This window comes from Methylobacterium sp. 1A, assembly GCF_058072805.1.
Genome location: NZ_JBYQVE010000002.1, coordinates 2,274,187 through 2,297,983, shown reverse-complemented (window position 1 = coordinate 2,297,983; position 23,797 = coordinate 2,274,187). Strand labels below are relative to the sequence as shown.

19 protein-coding genes and 1 pseudogene are annotated in these 23,797 nt (G+C 72.3%); 12 read left to right on the top strand and 8 right to left on the bottom strand.

What is annotated here, in order from left to right:
- Positions 1-66: 66 nt before the first annotated feature.
- From ACX9MN_RS30895 to ACX9MN_RS30880, 4 genes and pseudogenes are all read left to right on the top strand, one after another.
- Positions 67-201 (top strand): annotated as a pseudogene (locus ACX9MN_RS30895) (DUF1348 domain-containing protein); the annotation flags it as partial.
- A gap of 81 nt (positions 202-282) precedes the next feature.
- Positions 283-1,173, top strand: a complete 891-nt coding sequence (locus ACX9MN_RS30890) for a LysR family transcriptional regulator (protein WP_091927134.1) — start codon at positions 283-285, stop codon at positions 1,171-1,173.
- A 215-nt stretch (positions 1,174-1,388) separates the two neighbouring features.
- Positions 1,389-2,537 (top strand): acyl-CoA dehydrogenase family protein, encoded by a 1,149-nt coding sequence (locus tag ACX9MN_RS30885; protein ID WP_489726264.1) that lies wholly within the window; start codon positions 1,389-1,391, stop codon positions 2,535-2,537.
- A complete protein-coding gene (locus ACX9MN_RS30880; RefSeq protein WP_489726263.1) occupies positions 2,534-3,100 on the top strand; it encodes a cytochrome b in 567 nt (188 codons plus the stop codon). Before ACX9MN_RS30885 ends, ACX9MN_RS30880 begins: the two co-directional genes overlap by 4 nt.
- Positions 3,101-3,128: 28 nt before the next feature.
- On the opposite strand, the gene ACX9MN_RS30875 is transcribed toward ACX9MN_RS30880, so the two are convergent.
- From ACX9MN_RS30875 to ACX9MN_RS30865, 3 genes are all read right to left on the bottom strand, one after another.
- Complete coding sequence (locus ACX9MN_RS30875; RefSeq protein WP_489726262.1) at positions 3,129-4,616, bottom strand: HWE histidine kinase domain-containing protein; 1,488 nt, start codon at positions 4,614-4,616, stop codon at positions 3,129-3,131.
- 160 nt (positions 4,617-4,776) lie between these two features.
- Complete coding sequence (locus ACX9MN_RS30870; RefSeq protein WP_026604917.1) at positions 4,777-6,117, bottom strand: LLM class flavin-dependent oxidoreductase; 1,341 nt, start codon at positions 6,115-6,117, stop codon at positions 4,777-4,779.
- A 139-nt stretch (positions 6,118-6,256) separates the two neighbouring features.
- Positions 6,257-6,772 (bottom strand): DUF4188 domain-containing protein, encoded by a 516-nt coding sequence (locus ACX9MN_RS30865; protein WP_020093087.1) that lies wholly within the window; start codon positions 6,770-6,772, stop codon positions 6,257-6,259.
- A 720-nt stretch (positions 6,773-7,492) separates the two neighbouring features.
- Between ACX9MN_RS30865 and ACX9MN_RS30860 the strand changes: the two genes are divergently transcribed.
- Positions 7,493-7,915, top strand: a complete 423-nt coding sequence (locus ACX9MN_RS30860; RefSeq protein WP_091927139.1) for a VOC family protein — start codon at positions 7,493-7,495, stop codon at positions 7,913-7,915.
- Between the two features lie 423 nt (positions 7,916-8,338).
- On the opposite strand, the gene ACX9MN_RS30855 is transcribed toward ACX9MN_RS30860, so the two are convergent.
- Both ACX9MN_RS30855 and ACX9MN_RS30850 read right to left on the bottom strand, forming a co-directional pair.
- Entirely contained in the window at positions 8,339-9,016 is a 678-nt protein-coding gene (locus ACX9MN_RS30855; RefSeq protein WP_489726261.1) for a cell division protein DivIVA, read from the bottom strand.
- A 255-nt stretch (positions 9,017-9,271) separates the two neighbouring features.
- A complete protein-coding gene (locus ACX9MN_RS30850; RefSeq protein ID WP_489726260.1) occupies positions 9,272-10,564 on the bottom strand; it encodes an NAD(P)/FAD-dependent oxidoreductase in 1,293 nt (430 codons plus the stop codon).
- A gap of 662 nt (positions 10,565-11,226) precedes the next feature.
- On the opposite strand from ACX9MN_RS30850, the gene ACX9MN_RS30845 reads away from it, so the two are divergent.
- From ACX9MN_RS30845 to ACX9MN_RS30835, 3 genes are all read left to right on the top strand, one after another.
- Complete coding sequence (locus ACX9MN_RS30845; RefSeq protein ID WP_489726259.1) at positions 11,227-12,207, top strand: aliphatic sulfonate ABC transporter substrate-binding protein; 981 nt, start codon at positions 11,227-11,229, stop codon at positions 12,205-12,207.
- Positions 12,208-12,215: 8 nt separating this feature from the next.
- Positions 12,216-12,995, top strand: a complete 780-nt coding sequence (locus ACX9MN_RS30840) for an ABC transporter permease (protein ID WP_244435397.1) — start codon at positions 12,216-12,218, stop codon at positions 12,993-12,995.
- Between the two features lie 85 nt (positions 12,996-13,080).
- Positions 13,081-13,863, top strand: a complete 783-nt coding sequence (locus ACX9MN_RS30835) for an ABC transporter ATP-binding protein (protein ID WP_020093080.1) — start codon at positions 13,081-13,083, stop codon at positions 13,861-13,863.
- A gap of 21 nt (positions 13,864-13,884) precedes the next feature.
- On the opposite strand, the gene ACX9MN_RS30830 is transcribed toward ACX9MN_RS30835, so the two are convergent.
- The 3 genes from ACX9MN_RS30830 to ACX9MN_RS30820 all read right to left on the bottom strand — a co-directional run bounded on the left by ACX9MN_RS30830 (position 13,885) and on the right by ACX9MN_RS30820 (position 18,744).
- On the bottom strand, positions 13,885-17,052 hold the full coding sequence (locus tag ACX9MN_RS30830) for an efflux RND transporter permease subunit (protein ID WP_489726258.1): 3,168 nt from the start codon (positions 17,050-17,052) through the stop codon (positions 13,885-13,887).
- Positions 17,045-18,154, bottom strand: a complete 1,110-nt coding sequence (locus ACX9MN_RS30825) for an RND family efflux transporter (RefSeq protein ID WP_056533238.1) — start codon at positions 18,152-18,154, stop codon at positions 17,045-17,047. Before ACX9MN_RS30825 ends, ACX9MN_RS30830 begins: the two co-directional genes overlap by 8 nt.
- Before the next feature lie 191 nt (positions 18,155-18,345).
- On the bottom strand, positions 18,346-18,744 hold the full coding sequence (locus tag ACX9MN_RS30820; protein ID WP_020093077.1) for a hypothetical protein: 399 nt from the start codon (positions 18,742-18,744) through the stop codon (positions 18,346-18,348).
- A gap of 566 nt (positions 18,745-19,310) precedes the next feature.
- Here ACX9MN_RS30820 and ACX9MN_RS30815 point away from each other — a divergent pair.
- The 4 genes from ACX9MN_RS30815 to ACX9MN_RS30800 all read left to right on the top strand — a co-directional run bounded on the left by ACX9MN_RS30815 (position 19,311) and on the right by ACX9MN_RS30800 (position 23,787).
- The gene (locus tag ACX9MN_RS30815) at positions 19,311-20,516 is read left to right on the top strand and encodes an O-antigen ligase family protein (RefSeq protein ID WP_020093076.1); all 1,206 of its coding nucleotides are present in this window, start codon (positions 19,311-19,313) and stop codon (positions 20,514-20,516) included.
- Between the two features lie 128 nt (positions 20,517-20,644).
- Complete coding sequence (locus ACX9MN_RS30810) at positions 20,645-21,397, top strand: glycosyltransferase family 25 protein (protein ID WP_489726257.1); 753 nt, start codon at positions 20,645-20,647, stop codon at positions 21,395-21,397.
- A 300-nt stretch (positions 21,398-21,697) separates the two neighbouring features.
- The gene (locus tag ACX9MN_RS30805) at positions 21,698-23,377 is read left to right on the top strand and encodes a hypothetical protein (protein WP_489726256.1); all 1,680 of its coding nucleotides are present in this window, start codon (positions 21,698-21,700) and stop codon (positions 23,375-23,377) included.
- On the top strand, positions 23,374-23,787 hold the full coding sequence (locus tag ACX9MN_RS30800; protein WP_020093073.1) for a DCC1-like thiol-disulfide oxidoreductase family protein: 414 nt from the start codon (positions 23,374-23,376) through the stop codon (positions 23,785-23,787). Before ACX9MN_RS30805 ends, ACX9MN_RS30800 begins: the two co-directional genes overlap by 4 nt.
- Positions 23,788-23,797 lie beyond the last annotated feature (10 nt).

Genomic DNA, 23,797 nt, shown 5'->3' with positions numbered 1-23,797 from the left:
GCCCAACCTGTCCGTCCGCCGCTGCCGCCCTTCGACGCGCAGAGCGCGATCACAGAGGTCCGCCTCGCCGAGGACGGGCTGATGCGCTATCGGCACAGCAGCATCAACGCGTTGCCGATCGCGGAATCGGACCGCGAGTTTCACTGGCCCCTCGGGCGCCGGCCGGACGACCTTCCGGGCCTGAGCCAATTCGGCTTCTGACCGTTCGGCCGGGACGCCGACGCGGCGGGCCGGATCGGGCGTGAGCGTCGCGACCCGGCCGCGAGAACCCGGAGCGAGGCTATGGATCGGTGGCAGGCCATGCGCATCTTCGCGAAGGTCGCCGAGACGGCGAGCTTCGCGCAGACCGCCCGCCTCCTGCACATGAGCCCGCCGGCCGTGACGCGCGCCGTGGCGGCGCTCGAGGAGACCATCGGCGCCCGCCTCCTGATCCGGACGACCCGCTCCGTGAAGCTCACGGAAGCGGGCAGCCGGTACTACGAGGATTGCCGGCGGATCCTGGCCGACATCGCCGAGGCGGAATCGGCGGCGGCCGGCTCCAACGCGACGCCGTCGGGCACGCTCGCGGTGACGGCCTCGGTCCTGTTCGGACGGATGCACGTGCTCCCGATCGTCACCGACTACCTCGACACCTACCCGACCATGGTGGCGCGGACCCTCTTCGTCGACCGGCCGGTCAGCATGGTGGAGGAGGGAATCGACGTGGCGATCCGCATCGGCCACCTGACCGATTCCGGGTTCACGGCCGCTCGGGTCGGGTCGGTGCGCCACGTCATCTGCGGCGCCCCGGACTACTTCGCGCGGCACGGCGTGCCGGCGACCCCGGCGGATCTCAAGCGCCACCGGATCGCCGTCTCCACCGGGGCCTTCGCGTCGCCGGAGTGGCGGTTCGGCCGGAACGAGCGGGTGGTCGTCCGCCCCACTCTGGAGGGCAACACCAACGAGGTCTCGATCGGCGCCGCACGGTCGGGCTGGGGGCTGGCGCGTGTCTTGAACTACCAGATCGGCCCGGACCTGCGGGACGGCCACCTGCAGATCGTGCTCGCCGACTACGAGGAAGCGCCGCTGCCGGTCCACGTCCTGTACCCGGAAGGCCGGCACGCGCCCGCGAAGGTGCGGACGTTCGTCGACCTGGCCGTGGCGCGGCTGCGCGCCAACCGGACGCTGAACTGAGAGCAGCCCGGATCGACGACGGTCGCATTGGTCGCAGCCGCGGCCGGGGAAAGGATGGCTCAGTCTTAGGTTAGTTTTTTAGGATCTTCCGCATCTTCTGCGGGCAATGGGGGCCCATACGTGACGAGACCCGAGCGCGCGACCGTGGGCAACCGCCCCTCAGCGGCCATTCGCCTGGATGTCGACGCGGTGGCGCTCTGAGAGGAGTCAGGCGCATGGATCAGTGGACCCGCCTGGATCCCGTCTACGATTCCGAGGCGGCCGCGCGCGCGATCGCCGCGTCGGCGCCCGCGCGCGCCGACGCCCAGGATCACGACGACGGCTTCCCACTGGATGACATCGCCGATCTCGCCCGCCTGGGGCTGCTCGCCGCGCCCGTGCCGGTGGATCACGGCGGCGCGGGCCTCGGGACGGAGCCGGGCGCCGGTGCCCTGGCGGAGGTTCTGCGGCTGGTCGGCTACGGAAGCCTCGCTCTCGGCCGGCTCTACGAGGGTCACGTCAACGCCCTCCAGCTCGTCGCCCGGTACGGCTCACCCGCCCAGCGCGTCCGCCTGTTCGCCGACGCGCGCGCCGGCCACCTGTTCGGTGTCTGGAACACCGAGCCGGGGGAAGGCGGCCTCACGATCGAGGCCTCGGACGTCGACGGCCATCTCCGCGGCGTGAAGACCTTCGCGTCGGGCGCCGGCTTCGTCACCCGCGCCCTCGTCACCGCCCGGCATCCGGGACAGGGCGGCACGGCGATGATGGTGGTGCCGCTCGACGCCGGCACGCGGTCCGATCTCTCGGCGTGGCGGGCGCAGGGCATGCGCGCCTCGGCGACCGGCACGATCGACTTCACCGGCCTCGCCTTCGCGGCCGACGATATCCTCGGCCAGCCCGACGATTACTTCCGGCAGCCGGCCTTCTCGGGCGGCGCGTGGCGCTTCGCGGCGGTGCAACTCGGCGGCATCGAGGCCGTGTTCGATGCCTGGCGCGGCCATCTGCGCCGCCTCGGCCGGGGGAGCGATCCGCACCAGCTGGCGCGCCTCGGCGAGGGCGCCATCGCGGTCGAGGGCGCGCGCCTCTGGGTCGAGCGCGGGGCGCAGGTCGCGTCGGACGCGGCAATGCCGCCGGAGCGCGTCGTCGCCTACATCAACCTGGCCCGCCTCGCGGTCGAGCGCGCCGGCCTCGACATCCTCCAGCTGGCCCAGCGCTCGGTCGGCCTCCAGGGCTTCCTGCGCGGCCATCCGCTGGAGCGGCTGTCGCGCGATCTCGCCACCTACCTGCGCCAACCCGGACCGGATCACGCGCTCACCAGCGCGGCCTCCGAGATCCTGCGCGGGGACGGCCTGGCCGGTGACCTCTGGACCGAGAACGCCGCGTGACGGGGCAGAGCGGCCACGCCACCGCATCGCGGACCGTCTGGCTGGACACGCCGCAGCGGTACGGCCGCGTCAGCCGCGGCTTCCACTGGGTGATGGCGGCCCTGTTCGCCTGGCAATTCACCGGGGCGCTGCTCTACGTCACGATCGGCGATGCGACGCTCACCCGCCTCATCGGCGGCAGCCACTTCACCCTCGGCTTCACCCTGTTCGTGCTCGTGCTCCTGCGCGGAGTGTGGGGCCTCGCGAATCTTCACCGGCGCCCCGCCCATCCGGGCGCGCCGGGGCGCGCGGTCGCGGCCGGTCACGGCCTGATCTATCTCCTGATGGTCCTGGTCCCGAGCCTCGCGCTGCTGCGCCAGTACGGATCGGGCAAGCCCTTCGCGCCCTACGGCATCCCGGTGATGCCGGCGCGCGAGACGAAGATCGAGTGGATGATGCTGCCCGCCGACCTGTTCCACTACTGGCTGGGCTTCACGCTCCTCGTCGTCGTGCTCGGCCACGCCGCGATGGCGTTCCTGCACCGCAGGCTCTGGAACGAGACCGTCCTGACCCGCATGACCTGACCGGCGGCGGGCCCGCGGCACGCGATCCTCAGACCGTCGCTTCCGCCGCGGCGGGCGCGCGGTCGGGCAGCGGCGCGTCCAGCGTGAATACCACGCCGCGGGGGCGGTACTCGATCTCGGCCGAGCCGCCCATCTCGGCGGCCAGCGCCCGCTCGATGAGGCGCGTGCCGAACCCGCCGCGGGCCGGTGCCGTCACCGCGGGTCCGCCGACCTCCTCCCAGCGGAACCAGAGACGGGCCGGCGTCGCCCCGTCGACCACGTCCCAGTTCAGGACCACTCGCCCCCGGTCGTTCGACAGGGCGCCGTACTTCACGGCGTTGGTCGCCAGTTCGTGCAGCGCCATCGTGAAGGCGAGCGTCAGGCGCGGCGTCAGCCACACCTCCGGTCCGTTGATCAGGAAGCGCTGTCCCGCCCCGCCCCGGAACGCCTGGAGGGTGCCCTCCACGATGACGTCGAGCGCGGCCCCGATCCAGCTCTGGCGGGTCAGGACGTCGTGGGCCGCCGAGAGCGAGTGCAGCCGCGCGTCGAGGGTCCTGTGCGCCTCCTCCAGGGAGGCGGCGTTGCGCAGGGTCTGGTGCGCGATCGACTGCATGGTCGCCATCGAGTTCTTCACCCGGTGGTTCAGCTCGTCGGCCAGGAGGGCGCGGTGCTCCTCCGCGCGCTTGCGCTCGGTCACGTCGATGGAGACGCCGGCCATGCTCAGCGGCTGCCCGACCGAGTCGTAGAAGGTCTGACCCCGGATCTGCAGCCAGCGAAGCTCGCCGCCGGGCGTGCGCGCCCGGTACTCGATGTCGTAGTCGCTGTGCTCGCGGATCGAGGTCTGCACCGCGGCCTGCATGCGCGGCCGGTCCTCGGGCTCGATCGCGGCGATCAGATCCTCGTAGCTGAACGCCTCGCCCGACACCCGCCCGAAATTCTCCTTGCAGGTCTCGGAGGCCACGAGACGCATGTCGGCAAGATCGAGGGTCCACGAGCCGAAACGTCCGGCCTTCAGGATGAATCGCAGCCGCTCCTCGCTGCGGGTGAGGTCGCTGGTGCGGCGCTCGATCTCCTGCTCGAGCGCCTCCCGGTCGCGCTGCATCCGCGCGAGCTTCTCCCGCTCCAGCGTCACGTCGAACTGCGACGCGAAGAAGTAGGTGAGCTCCCCGTCGCGATCGAAGACCGGCGAGATCAGCAGCCGGTTCCAGAAGAGCTCGCCGCTCTTCTTGTGGTTCAGGAGCTCGATCTCGATCGGCACGCGGCGGGCGATCGCCGCCCTGATCTTCGCGATGTCGGCCTTGCTGGTCTCGGGCCCCTGAAGGAACCGGCAGTTCCGGCCGATGATCTCGTCGTGGCCGTACCCGGTCAACTTGGAGAAGGCGGCGTTGACGAAGACGATGGGGTTGTCCGGCTGATGGGGATCGGTGATCAGCATCGGCATCCGCGTCGCCCGGACGGCGGAGACGAAGGGGTCAGTGCTCGCGTCGGTGCGGGCGAATTCCGCCTCGAAACGCGTGCGTTCCTGCTGATCCGTCAATGCCCGGTCGCCCCTGTCACGACTCGCCGATGGCGGCCTTCGGCCCTCGTGGCGTGGCTGTACCACAGCGGGGATCGCTTGTGCGCAATCATGATGCGGTCCGAGACGCCGCAGGGGGTCGCGACGCCTCGCCCGATCGGACCCGGGAAGAGGCCCGCCGCTACACCGCGGCCCGACCGGGGCCGAACCCGGCCGGCGGGCGCGAGCCGAGATGGTCCCGCAGCGTCCGGCCCTCGTACTCGGTGCGGAACAGGCCGCGCCGCCGCAGCTCCGGCAAGACCAGCGCGATGAAGTCGTCGAGGCCGCCGGGCAGCGTCGGCGGCATGATGTTGAAGCCGTCCGCCCCGCCGGCCCGGAACCGCGCCTCCATCTCGTCCACGATCTGGGCCGGCGTGCCGACGATCTGCGAGTGGCCGCGCGCGCCGGCGATGCGCAGGTAGAGCTGGCGCAGGGTCAGGCCCTCGCGGCGGGCGAGGTCGAACATGAGCTGCTGGCGGGACTTGATGCCTTCGGTCTCGGGCAACTCCGGCACCGGCCCCTCGGGATCGTAGCCCGACAGATCGTGGCCACCGATCATGCGACCGAGCAGCGCCAGCCCGACCACCGGGTCGATCAGGTCCTGCAGCGCCTCGAACTTCGCCCGCGCCTCGGCCTCGCTGCGCCCGACGACGGGGAACAGGCCGGGCATGATCTTCAGATCATCCGGCGCACGACCGAAGCCGGGCATGCGTCCCTTGAGATCGCCGTAGAACTCGACCGCCTCCTCCAGAGTCTGGTTCGCGGTGAAGACGATCTCGGCGGTCCGCGCCGCGAGGTCCTTGCCGGGCCCGGAAGCGCCGGCCTGCACCAGCACGGGCTGGCCCTGCGGCGTCCGCGAGATGTTGAGCGGACCGCGGACCTCGAAATGCTTGCCCCGGTGATCCAGCGGGCGGAAGCCGTCCGGCTTCGAGAACTGGCCGCTCGCGCGGTCGATGATCACGGCGCCGTCGTCCCAGGTGTTCCAGAGGCCGAGGACCACGTCCGCGAATTCCTCGGCGCGCTCGTAGCGGTCGGCGTGACGGCCGATCCGGTCGCCGCCGAAATTCGCCGCCTCCGCGTCGGTCGCGGAGGTCACGAGGTTCCAGCCGGCGCGCCCGCCGCTGAGATGGTCGAGGGAGGCGAACCGGCGCGCGACGTTGAAGGGCTCGTTGAAGCTGGTGGAGGTGGTGGCGACGAGACCGATCCGGCGCGTCACCGCCGCGAGGGCCGACAGCAGCGTCAGCGGCTCGAAATGGGTCGAGCGCGCGGTGCGCTCGCTCGACCGCAGGTCGAGGTCGCGGATCCCGCTCCCGTCCTCCAGGAAGATGAGGTCGAACTTCGCGGCCTCGGCGCGCTGCGCCCAGCCGACGTAGCGCTCCAGGACGAGCCCGCCGTCGGCCTCGCTGGAGGGATGGCGCCAGCCCGCGACGTGGTGGCCGGTCGCGTAGAAGAACGCGCCGAGGCGCAGGGTACCCTGTCTCATCGAACCGACCGTCATCGTGCCTGATCCGCTCCGTGCCTTCCGCGCGGGCAGGTGTCCAGCCGAACCGTGCGCACGGGCGGACCCCGCGTCGCGCACGGCTCATCCGCCGCACCGGAACTCCGGCCGGGCGGCCGGAGCCTCAGCGCGGGACTGCGGCGTCCGGCGCGTTGTCGGCGGGGAGGTCGCGCAGGTCGGACGAGGCGTAACGCCCGTGCCGGGCCGCCAGCGAGCCCCTTGCCTCCTGCATCGGCATGAAGGCCGCGAATCCGACCGGCTCGGCCACGTCGTGGTAGATCGCCTCCATACCGCCGCGCATGTGGTAGGTCTCGTGCCAGATGCCGACGCCGCGCGTGTCGCGCAAGAAATCCCGCCACCAGATCCGGTGCGGCTCGGACTTGGACCACGCGACCATGCTGTCCATGTCCCGCCAGTACCAGCGCATGCCGACATGGAGCGGGCGCAGGCTGAAGATGATGTTGTTCTCGTAGTGCAGGAGGCCCTCTGGCCGCGCCGCGCCGACCCTGTCGATCCGCGGCCCGAAGCCGAGCAGGGTCTTCACGCCGGCCAGGGTGCGGACCTTCATCCCGAGATAGATCACGACTAGGTCCGGGTAGCCCGAGAAGTCCGGGACCGCGTGTCGCCGGTTCGCGCCCATGATCGAGCCCTCATTCGCCGGCCGGTCCTGGCGGGCCTTCAGCGTCGAGAATAGGCGACGACGCGGTCGGCGAGCAATATTCGTGGACCGCGTTGCTTACGACCTGCGAAGTCCGGCAGTATCGGACGAACTCGGTCGCCCTCCGTCACGGCCGCCGCGCGGCAGGCGCGATCCGGGCGGACGCCCCTGCGCGCACCGCCGCGGAGATCCTCGAGGTTCGTGCCGACCGCCTCGGAGATCTCCGCTCCGTCGCCGGATCGTTCGGGATCGTGCGCGGCTCAGCGCGTGCGCGCCCCGCAATCCGGGCCATTCTGCCGGGAGCGCGGCCAGGCGCGGGTGCGGATGTACTGTTCGACCACGAGAGCCCCTCCTCCAAGAACAACCACAGCGAGAATGGCTTCGCGGAAAGCGCCAGGATCGATCATCGTCTCGACTCCCTGAAGTGAATCGCCCCTGCCGGGGCCTGAGATCTCTTCAAGTCTGCTACCCCTCGTCAATACCTGACCGCTTCCCGGGTTGCGCTGCCTAGCTGACAATTGCCCTTCGACGACGTGAACATTCTGTAAGACGGAGGATCGAGAGAGCGGCGCGTCGGCGCCGAGCGCGCGGCCGGAGAATGGGCCCGTCCACCGCGTGCGCCGGCCGACTGGCATCGTGTCGACGGCGCAAGGCCTTCGACATTTCGCGCGACGCGCCCGTGTCGGATGCTAGGATCCGACGATGCAGCAGCAGATCTCGGTCATCACGCTCGGCGTCTCATCGCTCGGCCGGTCGCGCGCCTTCTACGGCGACGGCTTCGGCTGGGCTCCCGTGTTCGAGAACGACGAGATCGTCTTCTACCAGATGAACGGGTTCATGCTCGGAACCTGGCAGAACCCCAACCTCGACCAGGACATGCGGCGCGCGAGCGAACCGAGCCCGAGCGCGTTCTGCCTCGCCCACAATGTCCCGAACCGCGGCGACGTCGCACCCACCATCGCGCGGCTCGTCGCGGCGGGCGGGACGCTCCTGCGCGCGGCCGACGAACCGCCCCACGGCGGATTCCGCGGATATCTGAGCGATCCGGACGGACATGCCTGGGAGATCGCCTGGAACCCGGCCTGGCGGATCGATGAACGCGGTCGGGTGACGTTCGGACTCTGAGCGGGCGCGGAGGCCGCCGAGGAGATCGGCCGTGCCGGGAAGGCCGCGCCTCAGAGGCGGGTGAGCCGCAGGCGCCACCCGGACGAATCCGCGACGATGGCCGGGTCGAGGGCCGGATCGGGCGGCCGCGCCGCGGCCGGCGCGGCCGTCGGAGGCTCCGCCACGGCGATGTCGGCGGACGGGACGCGGCCGGAGACGCAGCCGCAGAGGGGCAGCGCCAGGGCGAGTGCCGCGACGGAGACAGACCGGATCGGTACGGTCCACCCGCGGATCGGCGAGCCGGCCTCGACCGCGCGGGAGACCGCGGCGCTCCGTCCTCGGCGCGGAGCGCGTCCGGAAACGGGTCCCGGCGGACGGCCTGGAGCAGCGCCGCGGTGGGGCCGGGTGCCCGACGCGGACATGGCCCGGCCCCGGCACTCGGCCTCAGGCGCCCGCCGGGCCGCGGCTCACGTGGCCGCCCAGAAGGAGCGCCTTGGCGGCCGCGTCGATCCGGCCGAGCCACTTCTCCGCCGTCTCCGCGCGCAAGTCGGCGACGCGGACCTGCTCCTCGGCGGCCCGAACCCAGGCTTCGGCCTCCGCGCGGATCGTCCGGACGCGCGCCTCGGCCTCCGCGCGGATGTCCTGCACCTGGGCGTCCGCCTCGGCCTGGACGCGCTGCAGCCGGATATCGGCGCGGGCCTCGACCTCGCGGACGCGCATCTCGGATAGTTGCAGGCGGTGCCGGGTCTCCGCCAGCGCGCGCTGCGCGGCGGCCAGGGCGGCCTCGTGCGACATGCTCTGCTCCTGCAGGCGCTGCTTCTGCGCTTCGGCGCGGCCGGCCATGCCGGTGATGATGTCGAGCGTGCTCATCCAGTCCGACACCGCCTCGGACTCGCAGGGGACCGGCGCGGGACCCGCGTCGTTGACCGCGGGTTCCGGCAGGATCGGCGGGTGCGCGACGGGCTCGATGCGCGGCGCGGACAGCGCGGCCGACCCCTCGACCGTGTCGAAGGACGGCTTGAGCTTCAGGATCTCGGCGGACGGTCCCTCGACGAAGCGGTCCAGGCTGTCGGCGACCTGCGAGAGGATGTGGGACCACGTGGCTGTGGGGGCCGCGACCATGATGGCTCTACCCTGGCGGGATTTTGGCAATAGCTAATACAATCTCCAGTATGGTTAATGGGTGGTTAATCGGCGGCGCGGCGGCGCGAATCCCGGACGGTTCGTGGCGGCCCGATCAGTCTCGGCAGGCCCGGACGGGAAGGCTCGACAATCTTCCGCCGGTTCGGTTCCAGTTTCCGAGGCGCTTCGAGCGGTTTCGGCAGGTTATCGACCGCCGAAGACCGGACTCCCGGACCGGCCGCGCTCGGGCCGGCGTCATCGCGCGGCCTGCGTCGCGGGCGCGGCCTGGATGATCGGCGCGGCCGCGGCCAGGATGGACGCGGCGTCGCGGTCGAGGGGCGGATAGATGCGCGTGCCGTTGATGATCCGCTTCGTCGCCTTCGCGGCGGCGCCCGACGAGACCAGCGTGCCGCGATCCCACCCGGCGGTGTAGACCGCCCCCCAGGCGCCCAGATCCAGCACGGTGACGTAGTCGGGCGCGGCGAAGCGCAGCCGCCGCTCCGGCCGGCCGGCGAGATCGCAGACGGCGTTGAAACCCGCGAACCGACCCATCGGCCGGGCGTGCTGGCACGACATCACCGTGCGATGTCCGGCATCGTCCGCCGCAGCCGAGGCGATGTCGCCGGCCGCGTAGACGCCAGCGAGCCCCTGGACGGCCAGGAAGGCGTCGACGGGCAGGCGCCCGAGCGGGTCGAGGGGGAGGCCGAGCGTGCCGCCCAGCGGGCTCGCCCGCATGCCTGTGGCGCAGACACTCGTCCACGCCGGCAGGCGCGTCCCGTCCGCCAGCGTCACCCCGGCGCGATCGACGGCACCGACCCGCGCACCGCCGATGCAGGTCACGCCGGCATCGCGCAAGGCCTCGCGGATCCCCGGCAGGGCCGCCGCGCCCATGGCGCTCCCGACCTCGCGCGCGTGGTCGATCAGGATGGTCCGCACCGGACCCGTGGCCCCGGCCCGGTCCCTGGCAGCGGCGAGCCGGGCGGGCAGCTCGCAGGCGAGTTCCAGTCCCACCAGGCCGCCGCCGATGACGACGGCGGTCCAGCGGCCGGCCTCATCCGGCCCGCCCGGGTCACCGAGACGATCGAGATGCGCCGCGAGGGCCTGGGCCCCCGCGAAGGTGTCGACATCGAAGGCGCCCGCGATTCCCGGGATCTCGGGGCGCCACAGCAGGCTTCCGGCGGCGAGGATGAGGCGGTCGTACGCCAGCGTCTCGACGACGCCCGACGACGCGGCGGACGACGCCGCGGACGACACCGCGGACGACGCCGCGGACTCGACCGTGACCGTGCGCGCCGCGGGGTCGATGTCGATCGCGCGCGCCTCGCGGCGTTCCACGCCGATCGGCCCGAGAACGTCGTCGAGGGGCACGCGCAGGGCGCCGAGATCGGCCTCGTAGCAGCGGACCCGGATGACGTGGAACGGGTCCGGCGCGATCACCGTGACCGCGACGCGGTCGCCGAGGCCGAACTCGGTCCGGGCGCGCACCGCGGCGGCAGCGGCCCACAGACCGGCGAAGCCGCCGCCGATCACGACGATTCTCGAGACCATGGCAGAGTTCCCCCCGTGCCGGAGACATCGAACTCTGCACGTCGCTCGGCGATGCGGCAACGGTTACAGTCCTGGCGCGGGCGAGGATCGCTTCCGACAGTCGAGCGCCGGCGGTTCAGCCGTCGTGGCAGCCGCCATCCTGGCGCGCCTTCGGGCGCCGGAAGGACCCGTCAGCCCGCAGCCGCGGTCTCACGTGAGTGCGGGCCGCGCGGCTCCAGCATGGCCGCGGCGCGGCCCGGGAGGACAGACGCCGCTCCTCGCGCGCGCGGACGCGTAATTTCTTCTCGTCCTGGGTCGGCCGACCGAAAATTCTTGCTTCGACGCCGCGAAGTAGAGAAAGCCCTTTTGTTGACTCCGCGACCGGCCGACAGGATCTTGTATTCACAGTCACGCCGAGGGCCGCGCAGGTACGATGAAGACGCAGGGGCGGACCGGGCGTGATCCCGCAGCCGGGGGATGTGTCGGCGCGGATCGCGCGATCGGGGCGGTCCCGGGTCTCGGACGCGCCGGATGCGCCCGGCCGATCGTCTCGCCGACGGCGCCGCGCCCCTGAACCCAGCCGCCCGGACGAGACCGCTCGGGACCGCGCCGCGGCGCGGATCCCCTGCCCCGCGCCGGCCCCGCACCCCGCCCTCCGTTTCGCCACGACATCAGGCCCGACCATGCGCTCCACCCGCCGATCCCTCCTGGCCGCCGGCCTCGCCCTGCCCTGCCTCGGCGCGCTCGCGCCGCGCGAGGCCCGCGCCGACGACCCGAAGGAGATCCGACTGGACTGGGCGACCTACAACCCGGTCGGCCTGCTCCTGAAGGAGAAGGGCTTCCTGGAGGAGGCGCTGGCGCCGCGGGGCATCAAGGTCCGCTGGGTCCAGTCGCTCGGCTCCAACAAGGCCCTGGAGTTCCTGAATGCCGGCGCCATCGATTTCGGGTCGGCGGCCGGCGCGGCGGCCCTCGTGGCGCGCATCAACGGTAACCCGATCAAGGCGATCTACGCCTACTCGCGCCCCGAATGGACGGCGCTCGTGACCCGCAAGGACAGCGGCATCACCAAGCCCGCCGACCTGAAGGGCAAGCGCGTCGCCGTCACCCGGGGCACCGATCCGCACATCTTCCTGATCCGCGCGCTCCAGGGCGCCGGCCTCACCGAGCGCGACGCCAAGCTCGTGCTGCTGCAGCATGCGGACGGGCGGACCGCCGTCGACCGCGGCGACGTCGATGCCTGGGCCGGCCTCGACCCGATGATGGCGGCGGCCGAGATCGAGAACGGCGACGTGCTGGTCTACCGCGACGCCGCGGCGAACACCTGGGGCCTGCTCGACGTCCGGGAGGACTTCGCCACCGCCCATCCCGACCTCGTCCGGACGGTGATCGCGGCCTACGAGCGGGCGCGCGCCTACGCGCTGGCCAACCCGCAGGCGCTCGCGGCGGCCCTCGTGGCGGCCACCAAGCTGCCCGAGCCGGTGATCGCCCGGCAGCTCGAGCGGACCGACCTCTCCCAGCCGGCGATCGGCCCGGCCCAGGCGCAGTCGATCAAGGCGGCCGGCACCGCCCTGCAGCAGGCCGGGATCATCCCGGCGGGCACCGACGTGTCCGCCGCCGTCGACGGGCTGCTCGACACGCGCTTCAATCCCGTCGCCGGACAGTGAGCGGCCGCGTGCCGCTTCTGCGGCGGGGCGGTCGCGCCGGCCTGGGTCTGCTGCTACCGCTCGTCCTGGCGATCGGCTGGGAGATCGCGGTCGCGAGCGGCGCGGCGTCGGGGCGGCTGCTCCCGCCGCCGAGCCGGATCGCCGCGACCCTCTGGGCCCTGGCCGTCTCGGGCGATCTCTGGATGCATGTCGAGGCGACCCTCGTGCGGGTCGGCCTCGGCTTCCTCTGCGGCGCGGCGGCCGGGATCCTGGCCGGCGCCCTCGTGGCCACGGTCCCGCCGCTGCGCTGGCTCCTCGACCCGAGCCTGCAGGCGCTGCGGGCCGTCCCGTCGCTCGCCTGGGTGCCGCTCTTCATCCTGTGGTTCGGCATCCTGGAGACGCCGAAAGTTCTCTTGATCGCCGTTGGGGTGTTCTTCCCGGTCTATGTCGGCGTCTCGGGTGCGATCGCCTCGGTCGACCGCAAGCTGGTCGAGGTCGGCCGGATCTTCCGCCTGTCCCGCCTCGCCCTCGCCCGCCGGATCCTGCTGCCGGCCGTGCTGCCGGCGACCCTGGTGGGCCTGCGCACGGGGCTCGGCCTCGGCTTCCTGTTCGTCGTGGCGGCGGAGCTGATGGGCGCCTCGGAGGGGCTCGGCTACCTGCTGGTGGACGGCCAGCAGTTCAGCAAGCCCGATCAGATCGTGGCGGCGATCATCGCCTTCGCCCTCGTCGGCAAGGCGGCCGACATGGCCCTGGTCACGCTGACAGCCCCCCTGACCCGGTGGCAGGATACCGTGCGGGACAGCCTGTGACCGCGGCGCCGGTGCGGACGCGCGCCGCGGACCGGGAGGCCGCCCCGCGCCGCGATCCCCACGCCACGCCCGCCGAGAGACGCCCGTGCTGACCGTCGACGACCTCTCCAAGACCTACGCGGACGGCACGCAGGCGCTCGCGGGCATCGACCTGTCGGTCGAGCAGGGCGAGATCGTCGCGCTGATCGGCGGCTCGGGCTGCGGGAAGACGACCCTGCTCCGGCTGATCGCGGGGCTCGACCACGCGAGCGCGGGCGCCGTCGCGGTCGACGGCGAGACGATCCGCGCGCCCCATCCGAGCGTGGGCGTCGTCTTCCAGGAGCCGCGCCTGCTGCCCTGGCTCGACGTGGCCGGCAATGTCGGCTTCGGCCTCGCCGACCTGTCCCGGTCCGAGCGCCGCGCCCGCGTCGCCCACGCCCTGGAGCGCGTCGGGCTCGCCGAGCACGGCGGTCGCTGGCCGCGGGAGCTGTCCGGCGGCCAGCAGCAGCGCGTGGCGATCGCCCGCGCCTTCGTGGCGCGGCCGCGGGTGCTGCTCCTCGACGAGCCGTTCTCGGCCCTCGACGCCTTCACCCGGAAGGGGCTGCACGACCAGCTCCTCGGTCTCTGGGCCGAGTCGAAGCCGACGATCCTGATCGTCACGCACGATGTCGGGGAGGCCGTCACCCTGGCCGACCGGGTGGTGGTGATGCGCCCGCGGCCCGGGCGCCTCGACGAGACCGTCCCGGTCGCGCTCGCCCGGCCGCGCGAACCGGTGGCGGCGACCTACGAGGAGGCCGTGCGCCGCGTGCTCGCCGCCCTCGACCACTCCCTGCGCCCGGCGACGAGCAGCCGGCCGCCCGCGCCCGAGACCCGCGCGAGCTGGTGGTAGGGCCGCCGGCGAACCGCGACCTCAGGACCCGACCGCGGTCAGTTCGAGATCCGCGGGGTCCGCGCGCCGGAACCGGGCGTAGCGCAGCGCCATCACCGGCAGGACCAGGAGGTTCATCACCGTCGAGGTGATCAGGCCGCCGAGGATCACGAGGGCCATCGGGCCCTCGATCTCGCGGCCGGGCTCCCCGGCCCCGAGCGCCAGCGGCAGCAGGCCGAGGCCCGTCACCAGGGACGTCATCAGGATCGGCACCATCCGGTCCGCGGCGCCCGCCGCCGCCGTGGCGGCGTCCCAGGCGCGCCCGTCCCGGGTGACCATCTGCTCGTAATGGGCGATCAGCATCACGCTGTTGCGCAGCGAGATGCCCGACAGGGTCACGAAGCCGACGATCGAGCCCAGCGACAGCACACCGCCGGTGAGCGCCACGGCCGCGACGCCGCCCACGAACGCGAAGGGCAGGTTGACGAGGACGAGGAGCAGGTTCGCCGCCGAGCCGGTGACGATCGCCAGCAGGACCACGATGCCGAAGCCGGCCATCCCGGCATGGACCAGCAGGTCGCGGCGGGCGGCCGCCTGCGCCTCGGCGGCCCCCGAGAAGGTCACGTAGACCCCTTCCGGCAGCCGCACCTCGCGGGCGATCTTGCGCTTGGCCGCCGCCACGAAGCCCGCGACGTCGCGGTCGGCGACGTTGGCGGTCACCGCCTGCACCCGCTGCGCGCCGAGATGCTGGACCTGGTAGCGGCCGGCGCTCTCGTAGACGTCGGCGACCTGCGACAGCCGGACGTAGCGCCCGCCCGGCGTCCGCAGGGGCAGGTCGCCCACCGCGCTGAGGCGGTCCCGCACGCGGGCGTCGAGGATCACCAGCACGTTGAACACGGCGTTGCCGCGATAGGTCTGGCCGACCGTGTCGCCCTGGTAGGCGGTGCGCACGGCCTCCAGCACCTCCACGGGGTCGAGCCCCCAGTGCCGCAGATCCACCGGCCGCAGCGCCACCGTGACCTGCGGCAGCCCGGCCGGCGAGGCCTGCTGGACGTCCCGGGCGCCCTTCACCTCCGAGAGTTCCTGCGCCACCGAGCGGGCGGCCGCCTCGATCCGGTCGAGGTCGCTGCCGACCACGTTGACCACGACCGGCGCGGTGAAGCCCGAGACCGTCTCCTCGATGCGTTCGGTGAGGAAGGTCTTGAGCGAGAAGGCGGCCCCCGGGAAGCCGGCGATCAGCTGCCGGATGGCGCCCTCGACCCGGCGCTGGGCGGCGCCGTCGAGCCCGGGCTCGAGGTCGATGTGGATCTCGCTGTAGTGCGGCCCGGCGGTGTCCTCGGCGGCCTCGGCCCGGCCGATCTGCGCCGCCACGGCGCGCACCCCGGAAATCTCCTTCAGGTCGCCGGTGATCAGCGTCCCGAGCCGCTCCGATTCCTGCAGCGCGGTGCCGGGGATGGCGACCATGTGCAGGATCATGTGCCCCTCCTTCAGGTCGGGGAGGAACACCGCGCCGAGGGTCGGCAGGACGGCGGCGCCCGCGAGGGTGACCAGCAGGGCGCCCGCCATGGCGACCCGCGGCACCCGCCCGATCCCGGCGAGCAGCCGCAGGTAGGCGGCGCGGCTCCAGCGCACCACGGGCGGATCGGACGGCGCGGCGCCGGCGTCGCGCCCCATCCGGCCCCCGAGGAGCAGGAGCGCCAGGGCCGGCGTGACCGTGAGCGCCACGAGGAGCGAGGCGACGACGGCCGCGATGTAGGCGAGCGCCAGCGGCCCGAACAGGCGGCCGGCGACGCCGGTCAGCGCCAGGACCGGCAGGAACATCAGGATCACCGCGAGGGTCGCGTAGGCGACCGAGGTCCGCACCTCCAGCATCGCGGCGAGCACCACGCGCGGCAGGCCGCGGCGTCCGCCCCGCGACTCCCGCAGCCGGCGCGCGACGTTCTCGACGCCGATCACCGCGTCGTCGACGACCTCGCCGATGGCGAGGGCCAGCCCGCCGAGGGTCATCGTGTTGAGGCTCTCGCCCCAGGCCTGGAGGGCGACGGCGGCGGCGATCAGCGACAGCGGGATCGCCGTGGCGCTGATCAGGGCCGCCCGCCAGTCCGCGAGGAAGACGAGGAGCACGACCACCACCAGCACGCCGCCGAGCGCCAGCGCCTCGATCACGTTGCCGGTGGCCACGTCCACGAAGTTCGCCGGCCGGAACAGGTCGGCCCGCAGGCTCACGCCGTCGCGCTTCAGGACCGGGCGCAGCTCGTCGAGGGCCGCCTCCAGGCGGGCGGTCACGGCGCGGGTGTCGACGCCCACCTGCGCGCCGATCATCAGCAGCACGCCGGGCCGGCCGTCCACGAGGGCCGCGCTGATCGCCGGCTCGGGCGCGGCCGTGACGGTCGCCACGTCGGAGAGCACCACGCTCGCCCCGCCGTCGTTGTGGAGCACGATCTGCCCGAGCGCCTCCGGGGTGAGCGACTGCCCCTCGGTCCGGAGCAGGACGCGCTGGTTCGGCGTGTCGACGAAGCCCGCCCCGCGCACGCCGGTCCCCTTCCGGGCGGCCGTCAGGACGTCGTTGAGGCCGATCTGGAAGCGGATCAGGTCGTCGGGGCGGACCTGGATCTGCAGGGCGCGCACGCCGCCGCCGTAGATCGAGACCTGGGCGATGCCGGGCACCGCCTGGAGCCGCCGCCGCACGGTCCACTCCGCGACCTGGCGCAGGTCCATGGCGTCGCGGGTCTCGGAGGTGAGACCCACGAGGAGCACGGTCAGCGTCGAGGAGGTCAGCGGGGTCATGGCGGGCGCCGCCACGCCGGCCGGCATGCGGCCGGCGAGCGCCGCCAGGCGCTCGTTGACCCGCTGGCGGATGCGGTCGACGTCGCTGCCGGACCGGAACGCGGCGGTGATCACCGACAGGCCCTGGATCGAGGTGGAGCGCAGGGTCTCCAGGCCCGGCAGGCCGCCGACCGACACCTCCACGGGCTGCGTGACCAGCACCTCGACCTGCTCCGAATCGAGGCCCGGCGCCTCGGTCTGGATGGTCACGGTCGGCGGCGCGAATTCCGGGAACACGTCGTAGCGCGCCCCCGAGAGGGCGTAGAGCCCGAAGACGAGGACGGCGCAGGCGAGCGCCAGGACCACCCTGGGCAGCCGGACGGCGAAACCGACGAGGGCCGCCTGCGGACCGCCGCGACCGGCGCCAGCGGGCGGCTCAGTCATCGTCGTCGCCCACGACGCGGATGCGGCTCTTCATCTCCTCGGACAGGAGCGCCTGCGCGCCCCGCAGCACGATCTCGCTGCCGTCCGCCAGATCCTCGACCACGAAGGCGTCGGCCGACATCGGCGCGTCCGGCCGCACCGGGTGACGCACGAAGGCGCCGTCGCCGGTCCCGCGATACACCCAGGTGCCGCCCTCGCCGTGGACGACGGCGTCCTCCGGCACGAGGACGCCCTTCACCGCGCGCGGCGCCGGCAGGAACGCCATCGTGCTGGTCCCGGGCAGGAGACCGCTGTCGCCGGAGACGAGATAGAAGAAGCTCTGCCCCTGGATCCGCGGATCGGTCCGCGTCGCCGGCGAGACCAGCCGGAGGGCGACCCGCTCGCTCTGCGGCGGCACCTCGGCGAAAGCGGCCTTGGGCGCCTCCGGCAGGGTCTCACCCGGCGGCAACGTCACCTGCATGAGGAAATCGGCCCGCTCGATCAGGCGCGTCACCAGCGGCGACCGCTCGATGATCGCCTTTCCGAGCACCGGCCCCCATTCCTGGCGCGCCGTCGCCGCGAAGGTGCGCAACTGCGATTCCGCCACCGTGACCGACGCCTGATCGGTCAGGAGCGTGCCCTCGGCGGTCTCGATCTGCGCCACCGCCACCACGCCGGCGCCGAGGGTCCGCGCCCGGCGGGCGGCGCTGGCCGAGACCTCGACCCGGGCGCGGGCCGTCTGGAGCGCCGCCACGGCGCCGGCGTAGCTGTTGGTCAGCTCGGTGATGCGGGCGAGGTCGAGGACGCTGCCGTAGGCGGTCAATTCCTGGCGGTGCAGGACGGCGGGACGCGCCTCGGCGACGAGACCGATCCGGGCGCGCTCGGCCGGCGTCAGCCGGACCAGGGTCCGGCCGTCCTCGATGGCGGTGCGCGGTGCGGGAAGCTGCGCCGCCGCCGACAGGCTGTCCCGCCGCTCGGGGATCAGCGCCGCGACGCGCGCCCGGACCTCGGCGACGATCGGGCCGGCATCGGCCCGGAGGCGCTCGCCCGTCGGCGTGACCGCGAGACCGGCCGCCGCGAGCAGGACCCCTCCGATGAGCAGCAGCGCCCGGCGACCACGCACGTCGCTCTCCTCCCTGGACCGATTGCCGAATCTACCCGGTTTCGATGCCAAATACACCCGAACTCGGCCAGCTCAAACTGTCACGCTCGGTTCCGGTCGCGGGTCGGGCCTCGCGGGTGCTCGGGAACGCGAAAGCCCGCCTCGACGGTGCGAGGCGGGCTTCCGGTCTTCTGGGATTATGTCGGTTCGGATCAGCAATCGTTGCCGGAGACCGGGGCGGTCTGCCGATCGGCGGCGGCCTTGTTCATGGCGCCGACCGTGCCGGGCGACGCGGGCTGGTTGCCGCCGGCCAGGTTCGCGGCGGCCGGATCGGTCGAGTTCGACTTTGAGCCGGCGTCCGTCTGCGCCTGACGGTCGGCGGTCTGGTTGGCGCCCACGTTGTTCATGGCACCGACCGTGCCGGGCGACGCGGGCTGGTTGCCGCCAGCGAGATTCTTGCTCGACTTGTCGACGTCGGAGCTCTTGGGATTCGATGCCTGCTGATCGGGGCTGTTCGACTTCGTGGTTCCGGTGTTGCACGGGGCCGCGAGGGCGGGCCCGGCAGCGAGGGCCAGAAGCGCAACCGCGCCGGCCAGGTGAGAGACCTTCATCAAACGCTCCTCCAGGATTTATCGATCTCCCAAGTGCCTAATCGTCCCGTGAGTTCCGTCGCGACTGCCCAGATCTTCGATTGAGAGCGGCCCGCACACCGGATTTCGGTGCCTTCGACGCGGATAAATGTATGAATTCAGACATTGGCGCCGAAGATACCGGGCCGCTCACGTCGCGGCGGCCGATCTTCGGTGCGGCATCTTATCCCACGGGGCCCGGCCGAGCCGTTTCATCGGCCCGGCGGGACCGCGCATCGATCCGGTCGTCCCCGAGCGCCGCGCCGCCGCTACCTCGTTTGGTCGAGTTCTTGAGTCCGGGATGCCCGGGATAGCGTCGACTCGCGAGGGGGCGTGTCCGCGGCAGCCTCGAGCGGTGTCAGGCCGCGGGGCGGATGGGACACCGCCTCACCCGGGGCGTCTGAGATCGAGCGATGGCGTTTCCACGACACTTGACGGGCCTCGGACACGGTCCTGCCGGCGGCCTCGCTTGGTCACCGGGCGGGCCGTACGGAACGGATCACCGCTGGGCCCATTCGGGCGCACCGGGCGATGGCGGGGCCGAGGCCATGCCGCGGCTCGGCGTGGCCGCCGCCGCGTGGATCGTCCTGTTCCTCTTCGCCCCGGTGGTCGGCGAGCAGATCAAGCTGCCGGGCGTCGACAAGGCGATCTGGATCGGCAGCGACCTGATCGCCTTCGCGTTCCTGGTCATGCGCCGCGACCTCGCCGCCACCCTGTTCGGCAGCCGTCTGCTGCTGCTCAGCTGGCCGCTCCTCGCGATCGCGTCCGCCCTGTGGTCCCTCACGCCCGGCCTCTCGGCCTATCACGGGCTCCAGCTGCTCGCGACGATCGTGGCCGGCATCACCCTGCGGACGACGATGGGCCTGTCCCGCCTCGTCAGGATCGTCTTCCTGGGCCTCCTGGCGGGACAGCTCCTGTCGGCCTTTCTCACGGTGGCGGCGCCCGCCCTGACGCGCGGGACGGACGGCAACTGGGCCGGGATCTACTCACACAAGAACGTCCTCGGATCCCTGTCGAGCCTCCAGATCCTCTGCGCGGCCTGCCTGTTCCTGCAGGGCTGGAACCGTCTCCTGACCGCGTTCGGATTCTGCCTGGCCCTGGCGCTCCTCGTGTCGACGCACTCGGCCACCGCCCTGGTAGCGGCCGCCGCGGGGCTGTTGCCGCTCGCCGCGATCTTCGCGTGGCGCCAGGGCAAGCACGTGACGGGCTTCTGCCTCGGCATCGCCATCGCCCTGGCGGGCGTCGGGATCCTCGTCGTCGCCGCGCGGGGCGCCGACATCTCGGCGAGCGTGCTGTCGGATCTCGGCAAGGACACCACGCTGACCGGCCGCACCATCCTCTGGCAGTTCGGCCTCGACCAGTTCTGGCGGGAGCCGCTCATCGGCATCGGCTACAAGGCCTACTGGGAGAGCCCGCTCACCACGGCCGCCTACCTGCACTTCGTCACGAAGCAGAAGTTGTGGTTCTTCCACAACAACTTCATCGACACGGCCGTGGCGTTCGGGATCGTCGGCCTGGTCCTCTTCACGGCCGCGCTGCTCGACACCGCGCGCCGGGTGATCGCCCATTTCGCGCGCTCCTCCGGCTACGTCGAGGCGTGGCCGATCCTGTTCATGAGCCAGCTCTTCGTCCTGGTCTGTTTCGAGTGCCCGCTCTTCGTCAATCACGGTCTCCACCAACTCCTGCTGGCGGCGATCCTGCCGGTGGTGCGGTCGCCGACCGTCGACGGGAGCGACCCGGCCGCCCGCGATTGAGCTCGCAGGCCCGAGCGCCGTCCGGACCCCGGCGCAGATCCGGACGGCCGGAGCCGGAGGACGCGGTCGGGAAGGATCACGGCCGCCGAACGCGGCCGGCCCGACGGGCCCCATCAGAGGTGACTACGATGTACTGCTTCGGGATCTCCCTGCCCCGGTTCCGCGAACGGCACGCCTACCTATCCCGGCACCTCGCCGAGGTGTGGGGGCCGCGCTGCGAGATCACCGGCTATGAAGGCCCGGTCCCGGATCCGAACGCCTCGTTCCAACCCGACCTGACGGCCGGTCAGATCGGGTGCGCGCTGTCCCACATGAGCGCCTACGAGCGGATGATCGCGCTCGACCTGCCGCACGCGCTCATCGTCGAGGATGACGTCGTTCTGCCGCCGCAGATCCATCAGATCGTGGCCGGCATCGAGGCCGCCTTGCGGCCGGGCGACGTCGTCCTGCTCTTCAATTGGGCCGAGACGGTCGGGCCGTTCAGCTCAGTCGACACCGTCACCATCGGCGAATACCGGTTGTGCCTGCCCATGGACATGAGCAGCCTCGGCACGGCCGCAGCCTACGTGATCACCCGGTCGGCGGCCGAGGGGATCCTGCGGGCCAACCGCCCGGTCGCGGTGACGTCGGACAACTGGGCCTACTTCTTCGAGCGCGACGCCCTGACATGCGGTCGCGCGCTCGTCCCGAACGCCGTCTCGCGGAAACCTTTCGAGTCGACCATCTTCACGTCCCGCTCCAGGATCGCGGCCTTCCTGAAAGGCAACCCGATCCTCAAGCCCCTCTTCGCCGCGCGCCGCCGGGTCCTGGCGGAGCGGGTCGCCGCCAAGCTGACGTTCGTCGACGAGACCTCACCGCTGGCGGGACAGGCGCCGCGCTGACGCCCGTCCCACCGCGCGCAGCGGCGGGTAGAGCTCGGGGGCCGGGACGGTCGGGGTAGCCGAAAGGCGTAGGGGCGATCGCCCTCTTTGCAGCCTCTCACACCCCCGTGAAGTGCCAAGCTCTCCGGCGAGGCAGGAACCCGGGGCGGCAGGACAGGTCCGCGGCGGGTCCTCCTCGAGACGCCCGCATGACGGCGGACCCCGTTCGGCCGCTGGCCGCCCCGTCAAAGCGGGCCCTTGAGGATGAGAGGTCGTCGCTGCGCGCAGCGGCGGTCGCACCAGCGCGGCGGAAGACAGACGATGAGCAGCACGCTCCCGATCACCGGCCCGGACAAGGCCCTCGACACCGCCCTGCGACGCCTCGTGCGACCAGTGGCGGAGCGGGCGCGCTACTACCTGATCCTGCTCGCGCAGATCGGCGCCCTGCTGGTCCTGCTGAAGGTCTCGCACAGCGTCACGGCGATCAACAACTACTACGGCGTGGTGCTGCCCGTGGCGCTGGCCCTCGCGATGACGCGGGTGCGCTTCGCCGCCGCCGATCTCGCGTCGGTCCGGCTGCTGCAGATGATCGGCGTGATCGCGGGCGGCTACGCGCTGATCCACTACCCGCTCTTCCCCGTCATTCTGCCCGGGGCGAAGGCGACCGTCGCCGTCACGGCCATCGCGGTGCTGTGGGTCGCGGCCGTGGCCGGCGGCGTGCTCTGCCTGCGCTGGCCCTCGCTCGCCCTGATCAGCGCCACCTACCTGGTCTGGAGCAAGCAGGCGGTCATCCGGGTGACCGGCCTCTGGCACGGGCACATCACCGACGTGGTGCCGCTCGCGGAGGTGAGCTTCTGCCTCGTCGCGGGCCTGCTGATCGCCCACGGGACGGCGCGTCTGCGCGACTGGCGCGGGCTCGGCGCCGCGGCGCGGTCGGACGTCGCGTCGGCCAGCGCGATGTTCTCGAAGGTGCTGATCGCGGCGGCGATCAGCATCCACCTCGGCAACTACTATTCGTCATTCCTGGCCAAGGTCACGCTCGACGACGGGCCGTTCTCGTGGCTGCTGAACAACGATCCCGGCAAGATCTTCATCGTCGGCCTCGACAACAACCACGTCCCCTACGCCGGCTGGCCCGTGCTGGTGGAGGCGATGCGCACGATCCTGAGCCATTCGAGCGCGCTGACCAACACGCTCATCCTGGTCGGCCAGGGCATCGCCCTGGTGGGGATCCTCATGCCGCGCCGCTGGCTGCTGCTGCTGCTCCTCGGCTTCGACGTGATGCACCTGTCGATCATCGTGCTCATGGGCGCCAACTTCGCCCCCTGGATCATGCTGAACCTCGCCATCGCGGCCGTCGTCGTGAGCCGGCACTACGAGCGGCCCCCGGTCTCGGTCGGGATCCTGTCGGTGCTGTTCATCCTGACCGGCAACACGTTCATGACCCAGGCCTGGCTCGGCTGGTACGACACCCTGGCCAATAACAAGATGTACTTCGAGGCGGTCGACCGGACCGGCCAGCGGCACTACGTGCCGACCAACTTCTTCACCTTCTACTCCTACCCGTTCGCCCACATGGCCTACGGCGCGCCCGACGCGGCGAACGCCTTCGCCCTCGACAACCCGAACGGCGGCACGCAGGTCTTCCGCAAGGTCACGGCCTCGACGACCTGCGACGTTCCCGTCCTGACCGCACCGGACGGCCTGGGTCAGGAATACTCGAAGTCGGAGATCGACGGGCCGGCGCTGGACGCCTACGTCCGGGGCTACCACCGCCTCGTCAGCGCGATCCGCGACAGGACGGGCCTGTTCCCCTACGCGGTCTATCCGCACCACTTCTTCGTCCCGCTCCAGTACGCCGCCGGCTTCGACACCCTCGCCATGGCCGACATCGTCGCCTACGTGTACCGGCGCGAATCCGTCTGCTTCAGCCTGCAGGACGGCGTCCCCGTCCGCCGCGTGGTGTCCGAAGCCGAGCACAGGATCGACCTGACGCCATGACCGCCCCCTCGACCGAGGCCGCCCTGACGGTGGTCTACGACGGCGAATGCCCGTTCTGCTCCAACTACGTGCACCTCATGGCCCTGCGCCGGTCGGTCGGCACCGTCGCCCTGGTGGACGCCCGGAGCGGGGGTCCCCTGGTCGACGAGATCGCGCGGCGCGGGTACGACCTCGACGAGGGCATGGTCGTCCGGCACGGCCCGGACCTCTATTACGGCGCGGACGCCCTCGTCCTGCTGTCGCGCCTCAGCGACGACCGGGGCGCGGCGAGCCGGCTCCTGGCGCGGCTGCTGCGCAGCCCCGGACGCGCGCGGCTTCTCTACCCGGCGATGAAGCTCGGGCGGCGCGTCACGCTCCGGATGCTCGGCCGGACGCGCCTCGCGCGGCCCGGCGGCGCGCCGGCCCGCTGAGCGGGCCGCG

Coding starts and splice junctions, on each gene's coding strand:
- ACX9MN_RS30890 (WP_091927134.1), top strand. CDS start 283: ATGGATCGGTGGCAGGCCATGCGCATCTTCGCGAAGGTCGCCGAGACG.
- ACX9MN_RS30885 (WP_489726264.1), top strand. CDS start 1,389: ATGGATCAGTGGACCCGCCTGGATCCCGTCTACGATTCCGAGGCGGCC.
- ACX9MN_RS30870 (WP_026604917.1), bottom strand. CDS start 6,117: ATGAGACAGGGTACCCTGCGCCTCGGCGCGTTCTTCTACGCGACCGGC.
- ACX9MN_RS30865 (WP_020093087.1), bottom strand. CDS start 6,772: ATGGGCGCGAACCGGCGACACGCGGTCCCGGACTTCTCGGGCTACCCG.
- ACX9MN_RS30860 (WP_091927139.1), top strand. CDS start 7,493: ATGCAGCAGCAGATCTCGGTCATCACGCTCGGCGTCTCATCGCTCGGC.
- ACX9MN_RS30855 (WP_489726261.1), bottom strand. CDS start 9,016: ATGGTCGCGGCCCCCACAGCCACGTGGTCCCACATCCTCTCGCAGGTC.
- ACX9MN_RS30850 (WP_489726260.1), bottom strand. CDS start 10,564: ATGGTCTCGAGAATCGTCGTGATCGGCGGCGGCTTCGCCGGTCTGTGG.
- ACX9MN_RS30845 (WP_489726259.1), top strand. CDS start 11,227: ATGCGCTCCACCCGCCGATCCCTCCTGGCCGCCGGCCTCGCCCTGCCC.
- ACX9MN_RS30830 (WP_489726258.1), bottom strand. CDS start 17,052: ATGACTGAGCCGCCCGCTGGCGCCGGTCGCGGCGGTCCGCAGGCGGCC.
- ACX9MN_RS30820 (WP_020093077.1), bottom strand. CDS start 18,744: ATGAAGGTCTCTCACCTGGCCGGCGCGGTTGCGCTTCTGGCCCTCGCT.
- ACX9MN_RS30815 (WP_020093076.1), top strand. CDS start 19,311: ATGCCGCGGCTCGGCGTGGCCGCCGCCGCGTGGATCGTCCTGTTCCTC.
- ACX9MN_RS30810 (WP_489726257.1), top strand. CDS start 20,645: ATGTACTGCTTCGGGATCTCCCTGCCCCGGTTCCGCGAACGGCACGCC.
- ACX9MN_RS30805 (WP_489726256.1), top strand. CDS start 21,698: ATGAGCAGCACGCTCCCGATCACCGGCCCGGACAAGGCCCTCGACACC.
- ACX9MN_RS30800 (WP_020093073.1), top strand. CDS start 23,374: ATGACCGCCCCCTCGACCGAGGCCGCCCTGACGGTGGTCTACGACGGC.